Source organism: Thermophagus xiamenensis (assembly GCF_900112795.1).
GTDB classification, from domain to species: Bacteria; Bacteroidota; Bacteroidia; order Bacteroidales; family Marinilabiliaceae; genus Thermophagus; species Thermophagus xiamenensis.
Map to the genome: position 1 here is coordinate 16,294 of NZ_FONA01000009.1, position 19,254 is coordinate 35,547.

Genomic DNA, 19,254 nt, shown 5'->3' on the forward strand with positions numbered 1-19,254 from the left:
GAAAATGACTCATTTAATCTCTTCCGAAAAACATTAAAATATCTTTCATTAATTGGTTCTGCTCATTTCTATTAGTTATCGTTTCGAAAGGAAAACCCAGGACAACGCATTTATAATTACCGGAATAGGCCACTCCGGCACTCACTTTACCGGCGGCATAACGATAAATTCGGAATGCTCCATCTCCTGATGGCTCTATACCATCGGGTGCTTCCACTTTATAAAGATAAGGATGATATTGAGCATTATAGCTTACTTTCCGAAAAAATGGTTTGGCCTGGTCGGTTACCATCAAAGCGCCGGTATTATCGGCATGATTAGTCATCCAGCGGTAATGCAAAACATTTTTTGCAAAATCAATGGCTGCACTATCATTATTCTCAACGATATCGGTACCAATATAGGCTCCCGAAATAAAAATGTTTCCTCCCCGGTCCAGATACCTTTTTATGGAAGAACGAGTGGAAGGCGTAAGAACCCGGAAATCTTTTTTGGATTGGCTGAACAAGGATGGTGTACCTCTTTCTTCACCATAAATAACATCTATGGCAAAATAGGGTGTGACATCAAAGTCATGGCACCCGAATCTTTCATCACTTACCGAAACAAAAGAGTAACCGGCATCTCTAATTGCCCGTCCGTGTTCAAAAACAAAATCACGATGATTGCCGGGAATAATTTTACCCTCCATATCGGCGAAACTGGCCCCGTGTCCCGGACTGTCATCATCGAGCCACACAGAAGAACGATGATAGTCATATTGATTTCCGGTATGACTAAAATCTTTGTTCCACGGTACGCCTTCGTCGTCCCACCAGGCTACTCCTGCCGCCTCACCCTCAACAAAAGCAGGCGGAGCTACACGATCGAAGCCATTAACCACCAACACCAACCCTTTTGAATCTTTATCGACAGATACGGCAAGAGTTTCGCCCGGGAAACTGCGCCCTCCTTCGTTTACCGCTCTAACCCTAAAGCTGTAAATGGTATTGTATTCTTCCAGCTCCACAATCAAAAAAGTATCTCTGGTGAAAACCCCATTCCCGAATCCGTTATCTTCAATGCGACGATAAACCAGGTAGCCGGTTGGAATAGCAGAAGGCTCTAAGGGATCAGACACCGGACTCCAGCTAATTTTAACTTTCTTATCACCGACAACTTCTATAGCCATATTTTGGGGTGCAAGGGGTTTGATTACTACCGGTCTGTTTTCACGAGCAGCTAAAAACCGTGCCATCCCCTTGTATATGGCTCTTGCAACCGTAAATTGAAACCGCGGATCTAAGCCAAATTTCATATCCGCTAAATTTTGATGCGACAAAAGCTCAAGCAGCATGGTGGGAACATTGGGGCGCCACGCTTCGGAATATTGTTTGTCCCACATGGCTCTACGTGTCCATTGCGGATTAAAAGTAAGTCGGATATCAGAGACTATCTGGCTTTGAACCAAATCAGTAAGGTCCCGGCCGGCCAGTCTTGAAGTTCCATCGGGGAATAGTCCATTATTACGAACGCTGCTATAAATACCGAGTGTTCCGATAACGGAATCATTGGGGGTAGTACCGGCGTCGGTATGAAAAGCAAAGGCCAGATCAATGGGGATGTTGAGTCCTTCAGCTTCCGGATTTCCTGTTGGTCCATTGGGATTTCCCATTAAGAAATTGACCCATTCACCACGTGACTGATAGTCGTCGTTATAATCGTTTTTATTATTGTTGAGGCTATAAACGATAGAGTCAGGCATCCCTGCATATTGCAGCCAGTAACGGGCTCCCTCCATCCATCGCGGTTTTCCGCTAAGTTTATAGCCATATGGCTCGGCGTTGAATTTAAAAGGTTCAGCAACAGGGTTCTTACCGTTATTAAGTGACCATTGGCGAGGGATGTATTCTTTATTGGGTTTTCGGGCCACATTACCCATTCCGCCGCCAAATCGTACAGCATCGGCAGAGATAGTACCGGTTGCATTATCGGGGACAGCCAGAATAACCGAACCTATGTCCGGATTCTTACCTGTTTTAAAATGAAAGGTTCCGATATATATCCAGGTCCCGTAACCCATTTGCTGATTCAAAAGGAATCGCGTCTGTCCACCCGTATGATATACAGTACAGGGAACATTAGGAAGAGCCTTTTCTTCCTTTCCCCAGGAAACATAAACGGCATAATCACCACTTTCAGGGATATCAGGGATATATTTCAACATTCCCGAACTTCCGGGATGCACATCCATTTTTAGGTAAGAACCGATAAGGAATGGATTTTCACCTTCAAAAAGTGTATCCTTAGCGGCGAACCCTTTTGGCATTTTTATCCAGGAAGCATCTTCATTATTGATTATCATCTCGCTATCACCGGACGAGCCGTCGTTATCAACAATCACCTCGTGAGGTTGCGTATCTCTCTCCCTGGGCAAGAAAACGGTGGCTCCGGCATCTTCGAGCATGGGAACCAGAAAATTTTGTGTAAAGTTAAAAGGATAAAGATCTTCAACAGTCCCAAATAACCGCGCCCGCTGCCACTCCCACCGATCTAGCTCAGCTTCGTAATAGTATCCATGACTGGGCCAAAGGGCAATATTATTTTTAGTAAGGCCTTTTTCAAATTCTAAGGCTGAAAGATTGGTGACTATGGGCGTGCGGAATTTGTCGTGTTTTAATCTTAATGAATCGGGTATTCCTTTATAATAATATAGAGGAATAAAATCCTCCAGAGGTCGCCCTTTGCAAAAAAGTTCGATATCATAATTTCTAAACCTCCTCCTAAGTTTCTTTTTTATATTTAATGTCAACTCTTTAATCCAGGCATGCCTTATGGGAATCCGGGTTACATGGGGGGAAAGATGAATTTCTACAACACGTTTATCCGGATTGACAAAAACCGAATCGACCTCCATTCGCCCTAAATAATTCCATCCATGAAATAAATCGGATACCGAAGCCAGATCATCACGAACCTTATTTAAAAAACTAAGTTCTTTAGAAGTAATTTGCGCACTTGTTTGGTCAATGGGATATGCCAAAACCAAAAGGAGCACTATATTAAAAAGCAATGTTTGGATATTGTAATTATTCTTTTTCATAAAAAATGACTAAAAATAACAATCTCAGAAAATTATTCATTGACTTAAAAGTATCTTTTTACAATAATGTTGTTTAAAAAGCGACTTTACAAGCAAAATAACATCCTGCCAAATTATTAGTTTACAAAATTTTAAACGCCACACACTCCCTTTCACCCGATAAAGCCCTATCTTTTGATGTTCAAAATTAGAAACTATTTTCAAAGAAACAAAAATTTGTAATACATCTTATATAATATCAAAAACTGAACTATTTTTTAGTATCTTTGCAATCACAAATTCCTCAATGGAATGGGAAATAGACACAGTAAAACTCCTTGCGATCATAATAAAGGAGATTAAAAAAACAGAATAGAACAAAAACATAACATATAATACATATTTCCACAAAATGATACTGATAGCCGACAGTGGATCAACAAAGACCACCTGGTGTATGCTGAATGCAAAAACGGGGGAAACAGAATACCTCAAGACCCGAGGCATTAATCCCTATTACCAGGATCATGATACCATATTAAAAACATTGGAAGAGGACTTTACAGGCGCCCAACGTCAATTCGAGACCATTTATTTTTATGGTGCAGGATGTGCCAATACGGAAATAAATCAAACGGCCAGGGAAGCCTTAAGTTGTTTCTTCCAGGCCAAGCAGATAGAAATTACCAGTGACCTAATGGCCGCCGCTCATGCGCTATGTGGCGAAGAAGAAGGTATTGCATGCATTCTGGGCACCGGTTCCAACTCGTGTTACTACGACGGCTCCAAGATTTCAGCCAATGTATCGCCCCTCGGATTCATATTGGGGGATGAGGGTAGCGGTGCTGTCATAGGAAAAAAACTTTTGGCCGACATACTCAAAAAACAATTGCCACAAGATATCATTGAATTATTTTTCAATACTTATAAAACAGATGCGGCCCAAATTCTTCATCATATTTACAAGCAGCCTTTCCCCAATCGATATGCAGCAGGCTTTACTCATTTCATTTCAGAACACATTTCTTATCCGGCATTACGCCAATTGGTTAAAACATCTTTTGATGAATTTTTGAAGCGAAATGTAATGCAATATGAAAAAGCCGGACAATTACCAATCCATTTCGTTGGTAGCATTGCCTGGCATTTTAAGGAAATATTAAAAGAAAGTCTTATCGAAAACAATTTAAAACCTGGGAAAATCATAAAAGATCCCATGCCTGGATTAATAAAATACCACTCAAACCATTAAAAACCTCATCAAACAAACAATAAATTAATCATTTTAAGTCCTTAAATATATGTCTGAAACAAGCAAATTCACCCTTAGTATTACGGAATCACCTTCCAGATTTAAAAATTTGGAGAAAATGGAAGTTGCTGACCTTATTAAGAGCATTAATGAAGAAGATGCCAAAGTTCATATCGCGGTTCGGAAAGCGCTTCCGCAAATAGAACAATTAATTGTTCGGATTATAGAGAGGATGAGACAAGGGGGGCGTGTCTTTTATTTAGGTGCTGGGACAAGCGGCCGACTGGGCGTACTGGATGCCTCAGAGCTACCTCCAACATTTGGTGTTCCCGACACATTGGTAATAGGTCTTATCGCAGGGGGAGATGTAGCATTAAGAAAAGCCGTAGAAAATGCTGAAGATGACCCCCACATGGCCTGGAAAGAATTACAGGCACATAACATCAATCAATTAGATACTGTAATAGGCATAGCTGCGTCCGGCACCACACCGTACGTTATAGGCGGCATAAAAAATGCCAGAGAAAACGGGATACTTACCGGATGTATAACTTGTAATCCCAACTCAGAAATAGCCAAAGTGGCAGAATACCCCATCGAAGCTATTGTTGGTCCGGAATTTATCACCGGAAGTACTCGCCTCAAAGCCGGAACCGCTCAAAAAATGATTCTCAACATGATCACCACTACCCTAATGATAAAACTAGGCAAAGTTAAGGGTAACAAAATGGTAAACATGCAACTAAACAACAAAAAGCTCATTAACAGAGGAACACGCATGCTTATGGAAGAATTGAAGCTGGACAAAGAAAGCGCTCGCCAATTATTGATGCGTTATGGCTCAGTCAAAAAAGCTATTGATGAATATAAAAAGGAATAGAAATGAACTCAAATACCTGTTGTTTATTTAAAAACTTTTTTCAGGTATCGCTCATAAACCTCATGGTTTCTGATAACCAATTTTTCGGTTTCCAGGTAAGCCCGTTCTTCGTCTTTGGCTTCAACGGCAGCCAGAATATTGCGTTGAGCATTCATTGTAAATTCTTTTTCCCCTTCCACATTAGCATAGATAAAGTTTCTCATGCGCGGCAAAAGAGAATAGATAGGTTCCAGACTGATAATAATAATGGGGTTTCCGGTGGCTTTGGCCAAATTCATATGAAAGCGGTTAATAGTATCCACTTCCTGCTGAGTGTTATCCGGATCGCAACGTTCAAGATCAGCAATATTCTCGGTAAGTATTTTGATATCCTCATCGGTACGGTTTCGGGCTGCCAACCGGGAAATTTCGGGTTCAAAAATACGTCGAACTTCAATAATTTGAGAAATCAAATTGGAATCGAAACTCAGATCATAATAAAGATTCAAAGATTTAATAGCATCTTCGATCTTTATCTCAGAAACATACATTCCACTCCCTTTCCTGATTTCAATAAGTCCCCGGGCATTGAGGCGCCGAAGGGCTTCTCTCAAGGCAGTGCGGCTTACACCAAAAAGTTCGCAAAGCTCTTTTTCCGACGGAAGCTTGACACCTTGTACCAATTTTTTTTGTCGTATAGCTTCTTCAATCTTCCGCTCAATTTTCTGACTCAAAGTCTGAGTGGTACCTATTTTACTGAATATTTCGTCCATCAATCTGTCTTAAAAATTTAAAGAAATAACACACAAATATAGACTTTTTATTCCGTTTATGAAGGCTTTATATTGAACTTTTATTTTTGAAATATGTCATACATGTGAATATCTCACCTATGATTTAAAAAAAGCCAGAATTGCAAAACAAATTTAAAAAAACACATTAAACCAAAAATAAAATCTTATGTCAAACCAAGTTAACTTCTCGGAACAATCGATAGAAAAGATCCCTCTTCAGATTGTGGCAAACAAGGAAGAAGGTGCCAAAATCATTGCAACCTTAATCAGTGATTTGATAAAAGAAAAAACAGCTCAAGGGAAAAAAACAGTATTAGGCCTTGCCACAGGCTCTTCTCCTATTTTAATTTACAAGGAACTTATTCGGCAACACAAAGAAGAAGGCCTGAGTTTTAAGAATGTAATAACCTTCAATCTGGATGAATATTACCCCATGCATCCAGAAAACAAACAAAGCTATGTAAAATTTATGTGGGAAAATCTGTTCGACCATATTGACATCGAACCTCAAAACGTACATATTCCTGATGGAACTATAGAAATTGACCAAATAGAACCATACTGCACACAATATGAAGAAAAAATAAAATCGGTAGGTGGAATTGATTTGCAGTTATTAGGCATAGGTCGTTCAGGCCATATCGGCTTTAATGAGCCTGGCTCAGCCATCAATTCAACCACCCGGCTGGTCAAACTGGACCCTATTACCATTGCCGATGCAGCAAAAGACTTCGGGAATAAAGAGGCAGTCCCCACCAAGGCCTTAACAATGGGGATAAATACTATTTTGAGTGCTAAAAGAATAATATTAGCTGCCTGGGGAAAAAACAAATCAATTATCTTGAAAAAAATGTTGGAAGGTCCTGTTTCAACAAAAGTTCCAGCCTCTTTTTTACAACTTCATACAGATGTAACAGTTTTTGCCGATAAAGATGCTACGGATGAACTGTCCCGCACTAAGGCTCCATGGCTTTACGGCATGGTAAATTGGACCCCCAAAATGATTAAAAGAGCTGTCGTATGGCTAAGTTTAAAAACCGGAAAACCTATTCTAAAACTCACCGATGATGATTATAAGAGTGAGGGGCTAACGGATCTGCTAGCCTTTTACGGAAAAGCATATGACCTAAACATAAAAGTTTTTAGTCAGATACGTGATACTATTACCGGCTGGCCGGGAGGCAAACCGGGAGCTCATGAAAAAACCCGCCCGGAACGCCCCGAACCACCGGTTAAAAGATCTCTCATTTTTAGTCCTCACCCCGATGATGACGTAATATCGATGGGTGGAACCCTACTCAGATTAACCGACCAGGGACATGACGTCCATGTAGCTTATCAAACATCAGGAAATATTGCCGTATTTGACGATGATGCCCTTCGCTTTTCCACCTTCGCGGTTGATTTGCTAAAATGTTACAACATTGATACCCCTCTAACAGAGGAACATAAAAAACTGACTCAATTCTTAAAAGAGAAAAAACCTGATGACATTGACATTCCTTTTGTGAAAAACATAAAACGGTTGATCAGACAAGGGGAAGCCCAGGCAGCCTGCCGTTTTTGTAATGTTAAAGAAGAAAATGTTCATTTTCTAAATCTTCCGTTCTATGAAACGGGCCTCATAGAAAAGAAACCCATGTCGGAAGCAGATATAAACATAGTAATCGATCTACTACGGCAAGTAAAACCCCATCAGATTTTTGCTGCAGGCGATCTTCAGGACCCCCACGGCACTCATGAAGTATGCCTGCAAATTATATTGGCTGCTCTCAGAAAAATAAAATCGGAAGGAGATGCATGGTTAAAAGACTGTTATATATGGCTATATCGTGGCGCCTGGCAAGAGTGGGATATTGAAGACATAGAGATGGCCGTCCCCATCAGTCCTGATGAATTAATGCGCAAACGGAAAGCGATCTTTAAACATCAATCCCAGAAAGATTTTCCTGTATTCCCCGGAGAAGACAGTCGTGAATTCTGGCAAAGAGCAGAGGACCGAAACAGGGCAACGGCAAAGCTCTATGATAAGCTGGGCCTAACCGAATATGAAGCTATTGAAGCATTTGTAAGATATCCTCTCGATAATGAGGATTCGTTCTTAAAGTAAACAACCCCTAACCAACTTTAATTTTAAGCTTTTATTACCTTAGCTTATATCCACTAACAAAAAGAGGGTGTCTAAAATGTGCGTCAGGCTCCGAAAACACAAAACAAGCTTTTATATAATCTATTAAATAACAAAGTTTATCAGAGTATTTACTGAATTTCATAGATTAAGCAACAAACTTTTTAGACGCCCTCACTTTTATTTCTCTATAGTTGAAATGTGAAATTGGTAGCTCAGATTTTCTATACCTTTCCCAAAACATTTTCACAGAATTTTTCTCTTATTCTGAACGACCCACCATTATAAATAACCAACCAGGCCAGTTAAGCAATTACAAAAACAGAAAACCTCTTTAGGACAATAACAAGAACTCTCTAAAAAGTCCTCAAAAAGTAAATAGCCAATCTTTATAATAGATGTTTTGAGGCGAAATATGTTTTTTGCAATGTGGACAAATGATTATTAAATCCAGTCAAATTCACGCATCGCTCTGAATTCAAATAGTTTCAACCACTAATCATATTTTAAACATATTTCACATTTTACTTTTGTATCCACCACTTAAAATCAAAAATCCACCCATTAAAGCGCATACTAGTGTAATTTAGTGAAATAATTTTTAACACTTATTGACATCCCAAGATCCATTTTATTTTGAAAGGCCTATGCATACAATCATGTCTCTAAGAAAACAATAGATCAATCTGCAAATCAATCAATTCAGATCAAAATAAATTAAATTCTAATTTATGAAGACAAATAAATTAATAAGTAACGTTTTAATGGCAGCAATGTTGGTAGCATTCGGCTTAATTGGATGCGAGAAGCTGGATACTTATTCAATTGTTGCGCCCTCTGACCTGCAAAGTAAAATTGATTCCATTGCAGCAGAGAAAGCAAGTAGAAATACAGGTGACACAACTTACATCGACATTTCGACAACAATTGTGGGCGCTGAAGATAACAGCGCCGCCTGGTGGACTGCATTCTCTGATTACTTTACCATTCCAACCAATAAGCTTTTGCATCTTGAGTTTATAAACCACAGTTCAGGGGTTAATAACTGGAACAATTGGAACCTTGTAGTTGCCAACGTAGCAGACCGAGATGCCGACAATTATGAAGAATACTTTGTTCTTCGCTCTGATGCTTATGGCTGGGGTAACGATGATTTCGACCTAAACATGATATCTTATAACTATCCAGACACAGATGGTGATGGAGATATCTGGAACGACTTCCGCACCACAATGCAAGGGGCTTATGTTACTTTGGAAATTGACCATTCCCCTACCGGTATTGCCTTTGTAACAGCCACTGCCGTTGGAACTAATGATACCGAGTTGGTTCAAACTTACCAGCAACCGGTTTCTACCTCTTCTGACATCGTGGTTTTCTTAGTTTGTGACGGCAGCCACTTCGAAATGAAAAAAGTATTCCTTTTACCTACTAAGGTAACTGAAATAGAAGATGTTAATCCGATTTCAATCACAGTTGAAGGGACACCAGATTTTGTTGAATTAGGTAACGAAGACTTCTGGGGAAATGCTACAGCTACAGTTACCTTTGCCGACGGCTCTTCTGTACAAGTGGATAGTTCCGAATTAGCATTCACTGTTTTTCCTGATATGAGTTCAATCGGAGAAAAAACAGTTATTGTAACATATAACAAAACCAAACAAGGCGAGTACACCGATGCTGTGTCAACATACTACACGCTGGAAGTAACAAACTCCGTTGCAAGTATAGAGGTTACTACTTTGCCCGACATCACCACTTACTATTTTTTCAGGAACGACTCCATCCTATTCAATCCCCAAGGAATGGTTGTTACTGCAACCTATTCAGACGAAACAACAGGTATACTGGCAAACGAAACGCTTCTTTTCAGCAAAATTCCAGCTGTCGAAGGAACCCAAAATGCAGTTGTTTCATATGTAGGTGCTACGAGAACAGTATCTACTACTGTCCCATTAACTCTTGTTAAGGGAATAGGTCAAATAGGAGCAACTGACTTTTCGACTCAATGGTGGACCGAGTTTTCTGAAGACTATGCGGTTGGGTCTGGAGAAAGCAAAACATTTACCATGTTCTGCTACTCCGACAATCTTGAAAACTGGCACAGTCCAAGTACAATCCTTCGCAAGGCTGACATGACTGAATATGCTGTAGTTCGCATGGACCACTTTGGATGGGGCGATGGTTATGCAACCGCTACTGCTACTAGTGACTGGAATTGGGATACTTTTACATCAAACATAAGCGGATCAAAAGTAGTCATCACTGTTACTAATAATGGAGATAACACTGCAGATGTACTATATGATGTAACCTATGCCAATGGTGAAACACATTTTCAAAAGTATGAAGGAATAACGATAGATAGTTCCGATTTGAATTGTGCACTCGTTATAGAAAACGCTTATCTGGTATTTGTTGAATAATCATTTAGACAAAATTTATTAGGCTATGAAATATTTTTATTTAATCCTTTTGGGATTACTAACGTTCGTTCCGGCAATATTTTCAGAAAACAAAGTCAATTCCAATCAATTGACAATTGTTCAAACAGATCAAATAACAGTAGTTGGAAAGGTTGTTGACGAAAACGGCGAATCACTTCCTGGCGCCACTGTTCAACAAAAAGGGACTACCTTTGGAGTCATTACCGATATTGAAGGAAATTTTTCCATTTCTGTTCCCTCCGACGCCACATTGGTAATATCGTTTGTAGGCTACAAAAGTACTGAAGTAAGCGTTGATGGTAAGACTCAACTGGGCAATATCATATTGATTTCAGATATCAAAGAACTCGACCAGGTGGTTGTAATAGGTTATGGTACTCAACGCAAGGTTGATCTCACGGGTTCAGTTTCAGTTGTCGACACCGAAGAGATGAAGAAAGTCTCTCATTCAAACATATCAACCATGCTTCAGGGAAGGGTTGCCGGCGTTCAAATTACCACTGACGGACAACCTGGAGCTGATCCAATAGTCCGAATTCGCGGTATTGGATCGTTCGGCAGTACGGCTCCGCTCTACATTGTGGATGGGGTGCCAATGGGTACCACCATACGAGACTTCTCGCCAAACGATATAGAAACTTTGCAGGTACTTAAGGATGCTTCTGCTGCCGCCATATATGGTTCACGAGCCGCCAATGGTGTAATTATTATCACCACCAAACAAGGGAAGAAAGAGCAACCTATGAAGATAGACTACAGCGGTTATATTGGTTTCGACCAGGTTAAAGAAGGGGTATACGATGTTATGGACTCATACCAATATGCCGAATATATAACTATGGCCTACAACAACAGTGACATGGATGTTCCAGCGGGATACGATCCTACAAGTGAAAAATATATTGATCCCGGTGAAGTAAACACAAATTGGTTCAAAGAGGCCTTCAAAACAGGGGTCCGCCAGAATCACAACATTAACCTTTCAGGTGGTGGCGAAAACAATACTTATAATTTTTCGCTTGATTACTTTAGCCAGGAAGGAACAATGGAAGGTGCCGGCCCTAATTTCGAACGCTACACGGCACGTGCCAACAATTCAATGGATGTAAAATTTGTCAAAATTAAAACAAGCCTTGTATATAGTCACAGTGATCAGGATAATATGGCCCTCAGTAACGCCAACGAATACGTACAGGGATTGTATGGGGCTCAATATCCCGTAATGGCTTCGGTGCTACTTTTACCACCAACAATCAAGGCGTACGATGAATCGACCTGGGTTTTAGACGACAAAATATCGGCTGCTTCGGAATACACTTACGATTCCTACGGTTATGGCACGTATTATGATGATGTTCATGGCGATTTACGTGTAACAAACGTATTACTATTGAACAACTTACTTGAAAGGAATACCATTGTCGACCGTTTTGTTGCTTCTGGTTCGGCAAATGTTGACCTCATAAACATGATGGGACAAAGAAGTAGTAACCATACCTTTGATTACAACTTAAACCTTTCGTACAGTAAAACCACAGCCAAAGACTTTACATTTGTTCCTGCATTTATTCAAAGTACAACAAACTACTTATCAAAAAGCAATGAACGCCTTACTCAAGGCTATCGAAGTTATAGTGATGCATTAATTGAAAATTATATAAACTACGATGGCAAGTTTGGACGCCATCACATTAACACAGTTATTGGTCAAACGTTCCAGCGCGAGCTCTATCACACACTTACAGGTGAAGGGGTTAACATGCCTGAACCCTATTATCTGCAAATAAACAATGCAGAAGAAACATCGTCTTCAACCTATGAAAGCGAACACGTGTTGGCCTCATATATTGGTCGTCTCAATTATAATTTCGATGAGAAATATCTGATTTCTGCCACGGTACGTCGTGATGGTTCAAGCCGGCTATCTTCCGAAGATCGCTGGGACTGGTTCCCTTCCATATCAGCAGGCTGGCGAATAGAACGGGAAAACTTCTTCCCTGTTTCCGAATCCATTGTCAACCTGTTAAAAATTCGAGGCAGCTATGGTGAACTTGGAAATGAGAACATAGGAGAATACCAATACATGGATGTCATGGCTCGAGGGAATTACACTTATAGTTTTGGGAATAATAAGGTTACTGGTTCATCAATATCAAATTATGTAAATACAGCCATTAAGTGGGAAAAGAAGAAAACTATTGACTTCGGGCTTGATGTGGGTATGTTCAATAATAGTCTGGAATTTACTTTTGACTGGTATAAATCCATTTCAGAGGACCTTCTTTATAGTGTGGCGGTACCTGCCAGTGCCGGGTCTACCAATACAACAGTGACAATGAATGCCGCGACAATGGAAAATACGGGTATTGAATTGCTTCTTACATATCGTAATTATCGAAATCCGTTCAAGTATGATGTTTCTGCAAACTTTTCCACACTCAACAATAAGGTCACAAAGCTAGGAATTTCAGGCGAACCACGTACCGACGGCTTCTGTCGTACTGAAGTGGGGCGTGAAATTGGAGAGTTCTACGGCTATGTTTACGAAGGAATTTTCCAGTCGCAAGAAGAGATAGACACACGTGTCAACTCAGAAGGCTTATACATTAATCAGCCGGGTGCCCAACCAGGGGATGTTGCATACGCCGATCTCAACAACGATGGTGAAATTACCGACCAGGACAGAACATTCTTAGGAAGCGGTATACCAGATTTTAATTTCGGGTTAAATGCACATCTTGAATGGAAAGGCTTTGATCTGAGCATAGCCACATTTGGTGCTGCAGGTTTCAAAGCCTTAGATTTTGTTGACCTCACCCTTCGCAGCTCTTACGGTGCTCTTAACAAGAGTGTTGATCTTCTGAACGCATGGACGCCAGAGAATAAAGACACAGATATTCCCCGCGTTGCCTACAAGTCGGCAGGTTCAATAACCAATGACATGTTCAGCCAGCGTTTCTTACAAGATGCTACCTATCTTAAAATTGCTAACATCGAATTAGGCTATAATTTCCCTGACAAATGGTTTAGCGGCTATATTCACGGATTACGCGTTTATGCTTCAGGGCAAAATCTGGCTACTTTTTCTAAGTACAGAGGTTACAATGTTGATTTCGCCGGCGGTACATTCACACCAGGTTATAACTATGCATCATATCCAACACCAAGAACCATAATGTTCGGAATAAATATGTCATTCTAAATTAAATTATAATAGATCATAATTATGAAAACCTTTAATATAATTCAAATAATATTGGTGATTATTGTAGGGGTATCGGCCTGCAATGATGAGCTCAATGTTACGAACCCAAACAATCAGACAACTTATGATTTTGGTGACTCCAAATCAGAACTGGAGGAAGCCGTCATCGCCTGTTACAACCGCATACGTCTTGAAGGAACCTTTGCCCGCGTTGGTTATACGCTGGATGCTGTACGTGGTGATGAAGTTTGGAATTCATCACAACAATGGTATTTGGAATATGATAACCTCAACTCTCCAGGAACAATAGAAATAGGTGATTTATGGCCCTGGCGCGACTTTTACCATGTCGTAAACCGAACAAACTTCGTATTATCAAAAGTGGACAAAGTTGATCTGACGGAAGACTCTTATAATAAAATAGCGGGCCAGGCATTATTTCTCAGGTCGTTGGCATATTACTATTTAGCCACTTATTACCAAAATGTTCCACTCATTATTGATTATTCGGCATATTCTGACATAAATACCATGTATGCCTCCAACAACACTCAAGATGAAGTGTTTGACCAAATTGAAGAAGATCTCAAAAAAGCTATGCAAATGTTACCATCGCGCGATGAGGGCGGTGAATGGGCCCAAGGCCGCGCAACTTGTGGTGCTGCCGCTGGTTATCTGGCCCGAGCTCTTATGTTCCGCCATAAATATGAAGAGGCTTATGAAGTACTAAAAGACATCATTGCTGGTAAATACGGACATTATGAACTAACAGCTGATTATGGTGATAACTTCAGAGAAGGTCCTGAATATGAAAATAATTCTGAAAGCCTTTTCGAAGTCCAATTTATGGATTATGGAACAGGTGGCACCGTTGAAGAGTGGACACCTATAAACATAAGTCCGGAGGCAACACAGGGACATGCAATAGAAAGCAATTACGCTTCACAAGAAATGGGGAGTTGGGGTGATCTGGCCGGCTCACCTTGGTTATACAACCTGTTTAAAAAAGAGCGATGTACAGATGGAAGACTCGACCCACGATTATACTGGACTCTAGTTACATACGAAGAAGAATACAACAGTTATACAGGGCTTAAAACAGCAGCATATCCCGACGGCGATCCTCGTTGCAACATAATTTATCAACAAGAGATAACTGCCACGCCACTATCAAACACCTCCCAGGGTGGTATCTCAATTGCTAAGTTCACAAATGCAAGAACTAATCTCTACAAATCTATTACTAATGGATTGCATTGCGGTATCAATCTACGCCTTATGCGTTACAGTGATGTGTTGCTGAGGGCTGCAGAATGTGAAAATGAAATCAATGGCCCAACACAAACGGCTATCGATTACATAAACCAAGTACGTCGGCGCGCAGGTCTTGAAGATCTCCAACTTTCCGACTTCCCCACCGCCGACCACCTTTTTGAACAAATTGCCAATGTAGAACGCCCAAAAGAATTTGGCTGCGAAAATGGACGTGGAATCGATCTAATACGTTGGGGCTTCTTTTACGACGAAGATCGATTAAATCAACTGATTGAACATGGTTATTACAAACGTGACGGTACAGCTTCAACAGAAGAGCTTACTGCTGAAACCGCTGACGATTCATCTTTCAAATACTATTATAAAGGGCACGAATATTTTCCCATATATCAATCTACCCTTAATGCCAATCCTAATCTTGAAGGAAACTCTGCAAACAAGAATGAAGATAATGGACCTGCTTTCAGAGAAAAATGGACTATACGTCCAGTAATAGAGTTGGATTAAAAATTCCTCAACAAACTAAAACTTCCTTGTCAGCTATATATTTATGGTTGATAGGGAAGTTTTAAAATCAAATTATTATGAGACTAAAGCATTTTATACTATTATCCGTCTTCTTGATTACTATTTTGTTTGTTCGTTGTAAAGACGAAGATATCGTTCCTGAAGAAGATAATTCTGAAGAGGAAATTGGTTTTACCATTCCCACCTACGACGATGACTATTCCTCAATAGCTTCGTGGTCGAACCGTAATGAATGGAATTTGGCCAATGTACACGATCCATCGGTTGCTTTTTACAATGGCTATTATTATATGTATTGCACCGATGCTTCATATGGTAATGAACACGAAGGCCATGGACATTTTCAAGGTAAACGTTCAACCGATTTGGTAAATTGGGAATGGGTTGGAGGACCATTTTATGATCCACCCACTTGGATAGCTGATTCTTTGAATGCCATTCGTTCACGTATGGGGCTAGATGCCATTCCTGCAAACGAAATACAATACGGTTTTTGGGCTCCGGTAGTAAGAAGAGTTAACGTTGAAGGCCAAGATATTTTACGTATGTATTACAGTGTAGTTGTTGATAACTATATAAAAACCGGGAAGCCCAACACACCTGAAAATTTTGATGGTAGTTGGACCGAACGCGCATTTATCGGCATGTGCGAATCCACCAATCCCGCCGAAGCCCAATGGATCGATAAAGGTTTTGTAACTACATCTTCTTCAGACCGGGGATTGGACTACAGTCGTTCTAGTTTATCCGATTGGAACGCTTATTTTTACTATAACGCTATTGACCCAACATACATTGTCACCCCAGAAGGGAAACATTATCTGATATATGGCTCATGGCATAGTGGCTTCGCCCTATTGCAAGTAGATCCTGTTACAGGAAAGCCTCTTACCACACTTGGCGAGCCTTATGCCAACAGTGCTAGTGAATTAACTTCACGTTATGGTGTGAGAATTGGGACACGGACGGCCTCGTCACGTTGGCAAGGAAGCGAAGCGCCAGAAATAATATATAAAGATGGATACTATTATTTATTCATGGCATATGATGCCCTTGATATTCCTTATAACACGCGAGTAGTAAGAAGTACCAATATCGAAGGCCCTTATTATGATATCAATGGAAAAAATTTTACTAACGGTGAAGGCGACTGTTATCCTATTGTAACTCACCCATACAAATTCAATCTAAGTCATGGATGGGTAGGATTAGCACATTGCGGCATTTTTCAAAAAGAAGACACCGGCGAATGGTTCTATGTTTCCCAGGGGCGATTACCTCCCAATGTAAATGGTAACCCGTACTCCAATGCGTTAATGATGGGACATGTCCGCCGTATTGTATGGTGTCCAGCTTCTAGTGATGAACCAGATAATCTTTGGCCAATTGCGTTACCGGAACGATACGCAGCTGTGCCTGATTACGGGACAATAACCAAGGATTCGCTTGTTGGAACCTGGGAGCATATAACTCTTAAATATTCATATGGTCAACAAAATCAAGCTTCGGCTTTAACTCTCAATGAAGACGGAACAATGTCGGGCACATTAACAGGCAGTTGGAGCTATGATGAGGATAAAAAACAATTAAAATTGGGCAATGTTATTGTTTGCGTAGAACGCGAAGTGGATTGGGAAGCATCTCCTCGTCGGGTAACATTTGTGTATGCCGGAACGGATAAAAATTTAAACGCAACATACTGGGGGAAAATGAAAAGATAAAATTTTAGGAATTCTTGAGATCAATAATCAATGTCTGCTCTTTAATTAAATTAAAGGGCAGACATTTTTTTTGGGAATTGCCGCAAAAACATCAGGGCTTATATTGTTATGCTATGAAAATTTGGTACAAATGAACAAAATTATGACAATGAAGAGTTGCCAAATATATAATTTCCGATTTTTGCCATGTGGTTAGCTCTAATATCCAATAAATATCGGCCATTTTTTTGCCGAAGCAACCAGACTAGGTTGAAATTTCCTGCGTGATTGAAAGGATAATTTGAATAGCACCATTTTTCTTTTTTTAAGGTTGGGGTACTCTAAAAACGTTTGTTCCCTATTTCAAAATTCAGCTTATTGCTTATCCATTTGTAGAAAACTAAATTTGGGATGTTTTATTCTGTCAAATACAGTTAAAAAAAGACAACATATGTACAGCAATTTATAAAGGTTACCCGAAAGGGGTAGAAATAATTCGAAGAAAAATAGAATATAAGACTTTATCAAAACTGCGAATTAGTCAATTCTCCATTTCTCTGTTTTTTTTTGTTGTGCTTGAGAAATGATTCTTTTTCCCAGTTGTAAAGAAAGGTTTTATACTTACGCCAACCAATTGTAAAAGAAGGTGCCTATAGTTAAATAAATTCCCATCCCAATAATGTCGTTCAGAGTTGTAACAAAAGGGCCTGTGGCTACAGCCGGATCAATCTTAATTTTATTAAGGAAGAGAGGAACGACTGCGCCAAAGATCGAAGCAAAAATAATCACCGAGAACATAGCACCGGAAACAGTTAATGTTAAAGCTTCCTGAGAGCCTATAAGCATATTATAGACAAAAGCCAGACCTGCCAAAACTGATGCATTTAAAACAGCTACACTAAATTCTTTCAATAACTTTTTAATCGGCGAAGCAAGTCCCATAGTTCCGGCCGCAATAGACTGCACCACAATAGCAGAGGATTGAATGCCAACATTTCCGCCCATGGCAGCTATCAGAGGCATAAAAAAAGCCAATTGGGGATAAAGGTCCAATATTCCTCCGAAGCTTCCAACCACCCTGGACCCAAATAAACCACCAATCAAACCAATAAACAACCAGGGTATTCTGGCCTTTGTCAAAAGCCATATACTGTCCGATGCTTCAACATCACCCGTAATACCGGAAGCCAAAGCATAATCTTTCCCGGCCTCTTCACGCATAAAATCAACAACGTCATCAATAGTAATGCGTCCGGCTAATCGTCCCACATGATCCACTACCGGCAAAGCAACCAATCCATACTTATCCATAATGTTACTAACTTCTTCGGCCGGGGTGTCCACGCCAACGGAAATAACATCTGGGTTATATATGTCACTAACCAATTTTCCCGTGGAACTTAAAAGCATTTTTTTCAAAGAAAGCGTTCCCTTCAGCTTTCCATTGTTATCAACAACATAGACATAATAAACCTCATCAATATTTTCAGCTTGCCGTCTCATGCTCCTTAAGCAGGTGGGAATACTCCAATTTTCCTTGACTTTAATCAACTCTTTGGCCATCAGGCCACCGGCTGTATTTTCATCGTAATTAAGAAGATCAACAATATCGCCGGCCACATTGGCATCTTCGATGTAAGAAATAACCTCCTGCTGCCTGTTGGGATCAAATTCAGAGATAACATCAGCGGCATCATCGGAGTCCATTTTATCAATAAACCTTCGGGCAATGACCTCACTGGGAAGCGACTCCAGGAATCTAAGGCGGTCGTATTCATCAAGTTCAATCAAAACATCGGCCGCTTTGTCATCATCCAGCAGGAAATAAATATATTTCGCCTCATCAATGTTTAACTCTTCAAATAATTCGGCGATATCTGCCGGATGAAGATCATCAAGAATCCTGGAGACCTCTTCATTATCCTGTTTGTCAATCAGGACTTTCAGTTCCTCCACAAATTTTCTGGTAAGTTCAAAATTGGCCATACCTCAGGATTTTAATTCA

The 19,254-nt window shown here is 40.2% G+C and carries 10 protein-coding genes; 7 read left to right on the plus strand and 3 right to left on the minus strand.

Translation table 11 applies throughout. The annotated features are described in order from the left end of the window. Positions 1 to 13: 13 nt before the first annotated feature. Positions 14 to 3,082: a golvesin C-terminal-like domain-containing protein gene (locus tag BM130_RS06765; RefSeq protein WP_010526399.1), complete on the minus strand. Its 3,069-nt coding sequence runs from the start codon at positions 3,080 to 3,082 to the stop codon at positions 14 to 16. Positions 3,083 to 3,473: 391 nt separating this feature from the next. Between BM130_RS06765 and BM130_RS06770 the strand changes: the two genes are divergently transcribed. Both BM130_RS06770 and murQ read left to right on the plus strand, forming a co-directional pair. Continuing rightward, positions 3,474 to 4,313 carry an ATPase gene (locus BM130_RS06770; RefSeq protein ID WP_029626461.1) on the plus strand — a complete coding sequence of 280 codons (840 nt, stop codon included), beginning with the start codon at positions 3,474 to 3,476 and terminating at the stop codon, positions 4,311 to 4,313. 49 nt (positions 4,314 to 4,362) lie between these two features. Continuing rightward, on the plus strand, positions 4,363 to 5,193 hold the full coding sequence (gene murQ, locus BM130_RS06775; RefSeq protein WP_010526397.1) for an N-acetylmuramic acid 6-phosphate etherase: 831 nt from the start codon (positions 4,363 to 4,365) through the stop codon (positions 5,191 to 5,193). A gap of 23 nt (positions 5,194 to 5,216) precedes the next feature. Here the strand turns inward: murQ and BM130_RS06780 are convergent, their stop codons facing one another. Then, on the minus strand, positions 5,217 to 5,945 hold the full coding sequence (locus BM130_RS06780) for a FadR/GntR family transcriptional regulator (RefSeq protein WP_010526396.1): 729 nt from the start codon (positions 5,943 to 5,945) through the stop codon (positions 5,217 to 5,219). 187 nt (positions 5,946 to 6,132) lie between these two features. Between BM130_RS06780 and nagB the strand changes: the two genes are divergently transcribed. The 5 genes from nagB to BM130_RS06805 all read left to right on the plus strand — a co-directional run bounded on the left by nagB (position 6,133) and on the right by BM130_RS06805 (position 17,270). Continuing rightward, entirely contained in the window at positions 6,133 to 8,076 is a 1,944-nt protein-coding gene (gene nagB, locus BM130_RS06785; RefSeq protein ID WP_010526395.1) for a glucosamine-6-phosphate deaminase, read from the plus strand. Positions 8,077 to 8,867: 791 nt separating this feature from the next. Further along, entirely contained in the window at positions 8,868 to 10,520 is a 1,653-nt protein-coding gene (locus BM130_RS06790) for a hypothetical protein (RefSeq protein WP_237706079.1), read from the plus strand. A 25-nt stretch (positions 10,521 to 10,545) separates the two neighbouring features. Further along, positions 10,546 to 13,743: a SusC/RagA family TonB-linked outer membrane protein gene (locus tag BM130_RS06795; protein ID WP_010526393.1), complete on the plus strand. Its 3,198-nt coding sequence runs from the start codon at positions 10,546 to 10,548 to the stop codon at positions 13,741 to 13,743. Positions 13,744 to 13,767: 24 nt separating this feature from the next. After that, positions 13,768 to 15,528 (plus strand): RagB/SusD family nutrient uptake outer membrane protein, encoded by a 1,761-nt coding sequence (locus BM130_RS06800; protein WP_010526392.1) that lies wholly within the window; start codon positions 13,768 to 13,770, stop codon positions 15,526 to 15,528. A 77-nt stretch (positions 15,529 to 15,605) separates the two neighbouring features. Continuing rightward, positions 15,606 to 17,270: an arabinan endo-1,5-alpha-L-arabinosidase gene (locus BM130_RS06805; protein WP_010526391.1), complete on the plus strand. Its 1,665-nt coding sequence runs from the start codon at positions 15,606 to 15,608 to the stop codon at positions 17,268 to 17,270. 600 nt (positions 17,271 to 17,870) lie between these two features. Here the strand turns inward: BM130_RS06805 and mgtE are convergent. Further along, positions 17,871 to 19,235 carry a magnesium transporter gene (mgtE, locus tag BM130_RS06810; RefSeq protein WP_010526390.1) on the minus strand — a complete coding sequence of 455 codons (1,365 nt, stop codon included), beginning with the start codon at positions 19,233 to 19,235 and terminating at the stop codon, positions 17,871 to 17,873. Positions 19,236 to 19,254 lie beyond the last annotated feature (19 nt).

Bases quoted from the DNA above. Each gene is read 5' to 3' on its own strand.
- BM130_RS06765 (WP_010526399.1), bottom strand. From the start codon at position 3,082: ATGAAAAAGAATAATTACAATATCCAAACATTGCTTTTTAATATAGTG.
- BM130_RS06770 (WP_029626461.1), top strand. From the start codon at position 3,474: ATGATACTGATAGCCGACAGTGGATCAACAAAGACCACCTGGTGTATG.
- murQ (WP_010526397.1), top strand. From the start codon at position 4,363: ATGTCTGAAACAAGCAAATTCACCCTTAGTATTACGGAATCACCTTCC.
- BM130_RS06780 (WP_010526396.1), bottom strand. From the start codon at position 5,945: ATGGACGAAATATTCAGTAAAATAGGTACCACTCAGACTTTGAGTCAG.
- nagB (WP_010526395.1), top strand. From the start codon at position 6,133: ATGTCAAACCAAGTTAACTTCTCGGAACAATCGATAGAAAAGATCCCT.
- BM130_RS06790 (WP_237706079.1), top strand. From the start codon at position 8,868: ATGTTGGTAGCATTCGGCTTAATTGGATGCGAGAAGCTGGATACTTAT.
- BM130_RS06795 (WP_010526393.1), top strand. From the start codon at position 10,546: ATGAAATATTTTTATTTAATCCTTTTGGGATTACTAACGTTCGTTCCG.
- BM130_RS06800 (WP_010526392.1), top strand. From the start codon at position 13,768: ATGAAAACCTTTAATATAATTCAAATAATATTGGTGATTATTGTAGGG.
- BM130_RS06805 (WP_010526391.1), top strand. From the start codon at position 15,606: ATGAGACTAAAGCATTTTATACTATTATCCGTCTTCTTGATTACTATT.
- mgtE (WP_010526390.1), bottom strand. From the start codon at position 19,235: ATGGCCAATTTTGAACTTACCAGAAAATTTGTGGAGGAACTGAAAGTC.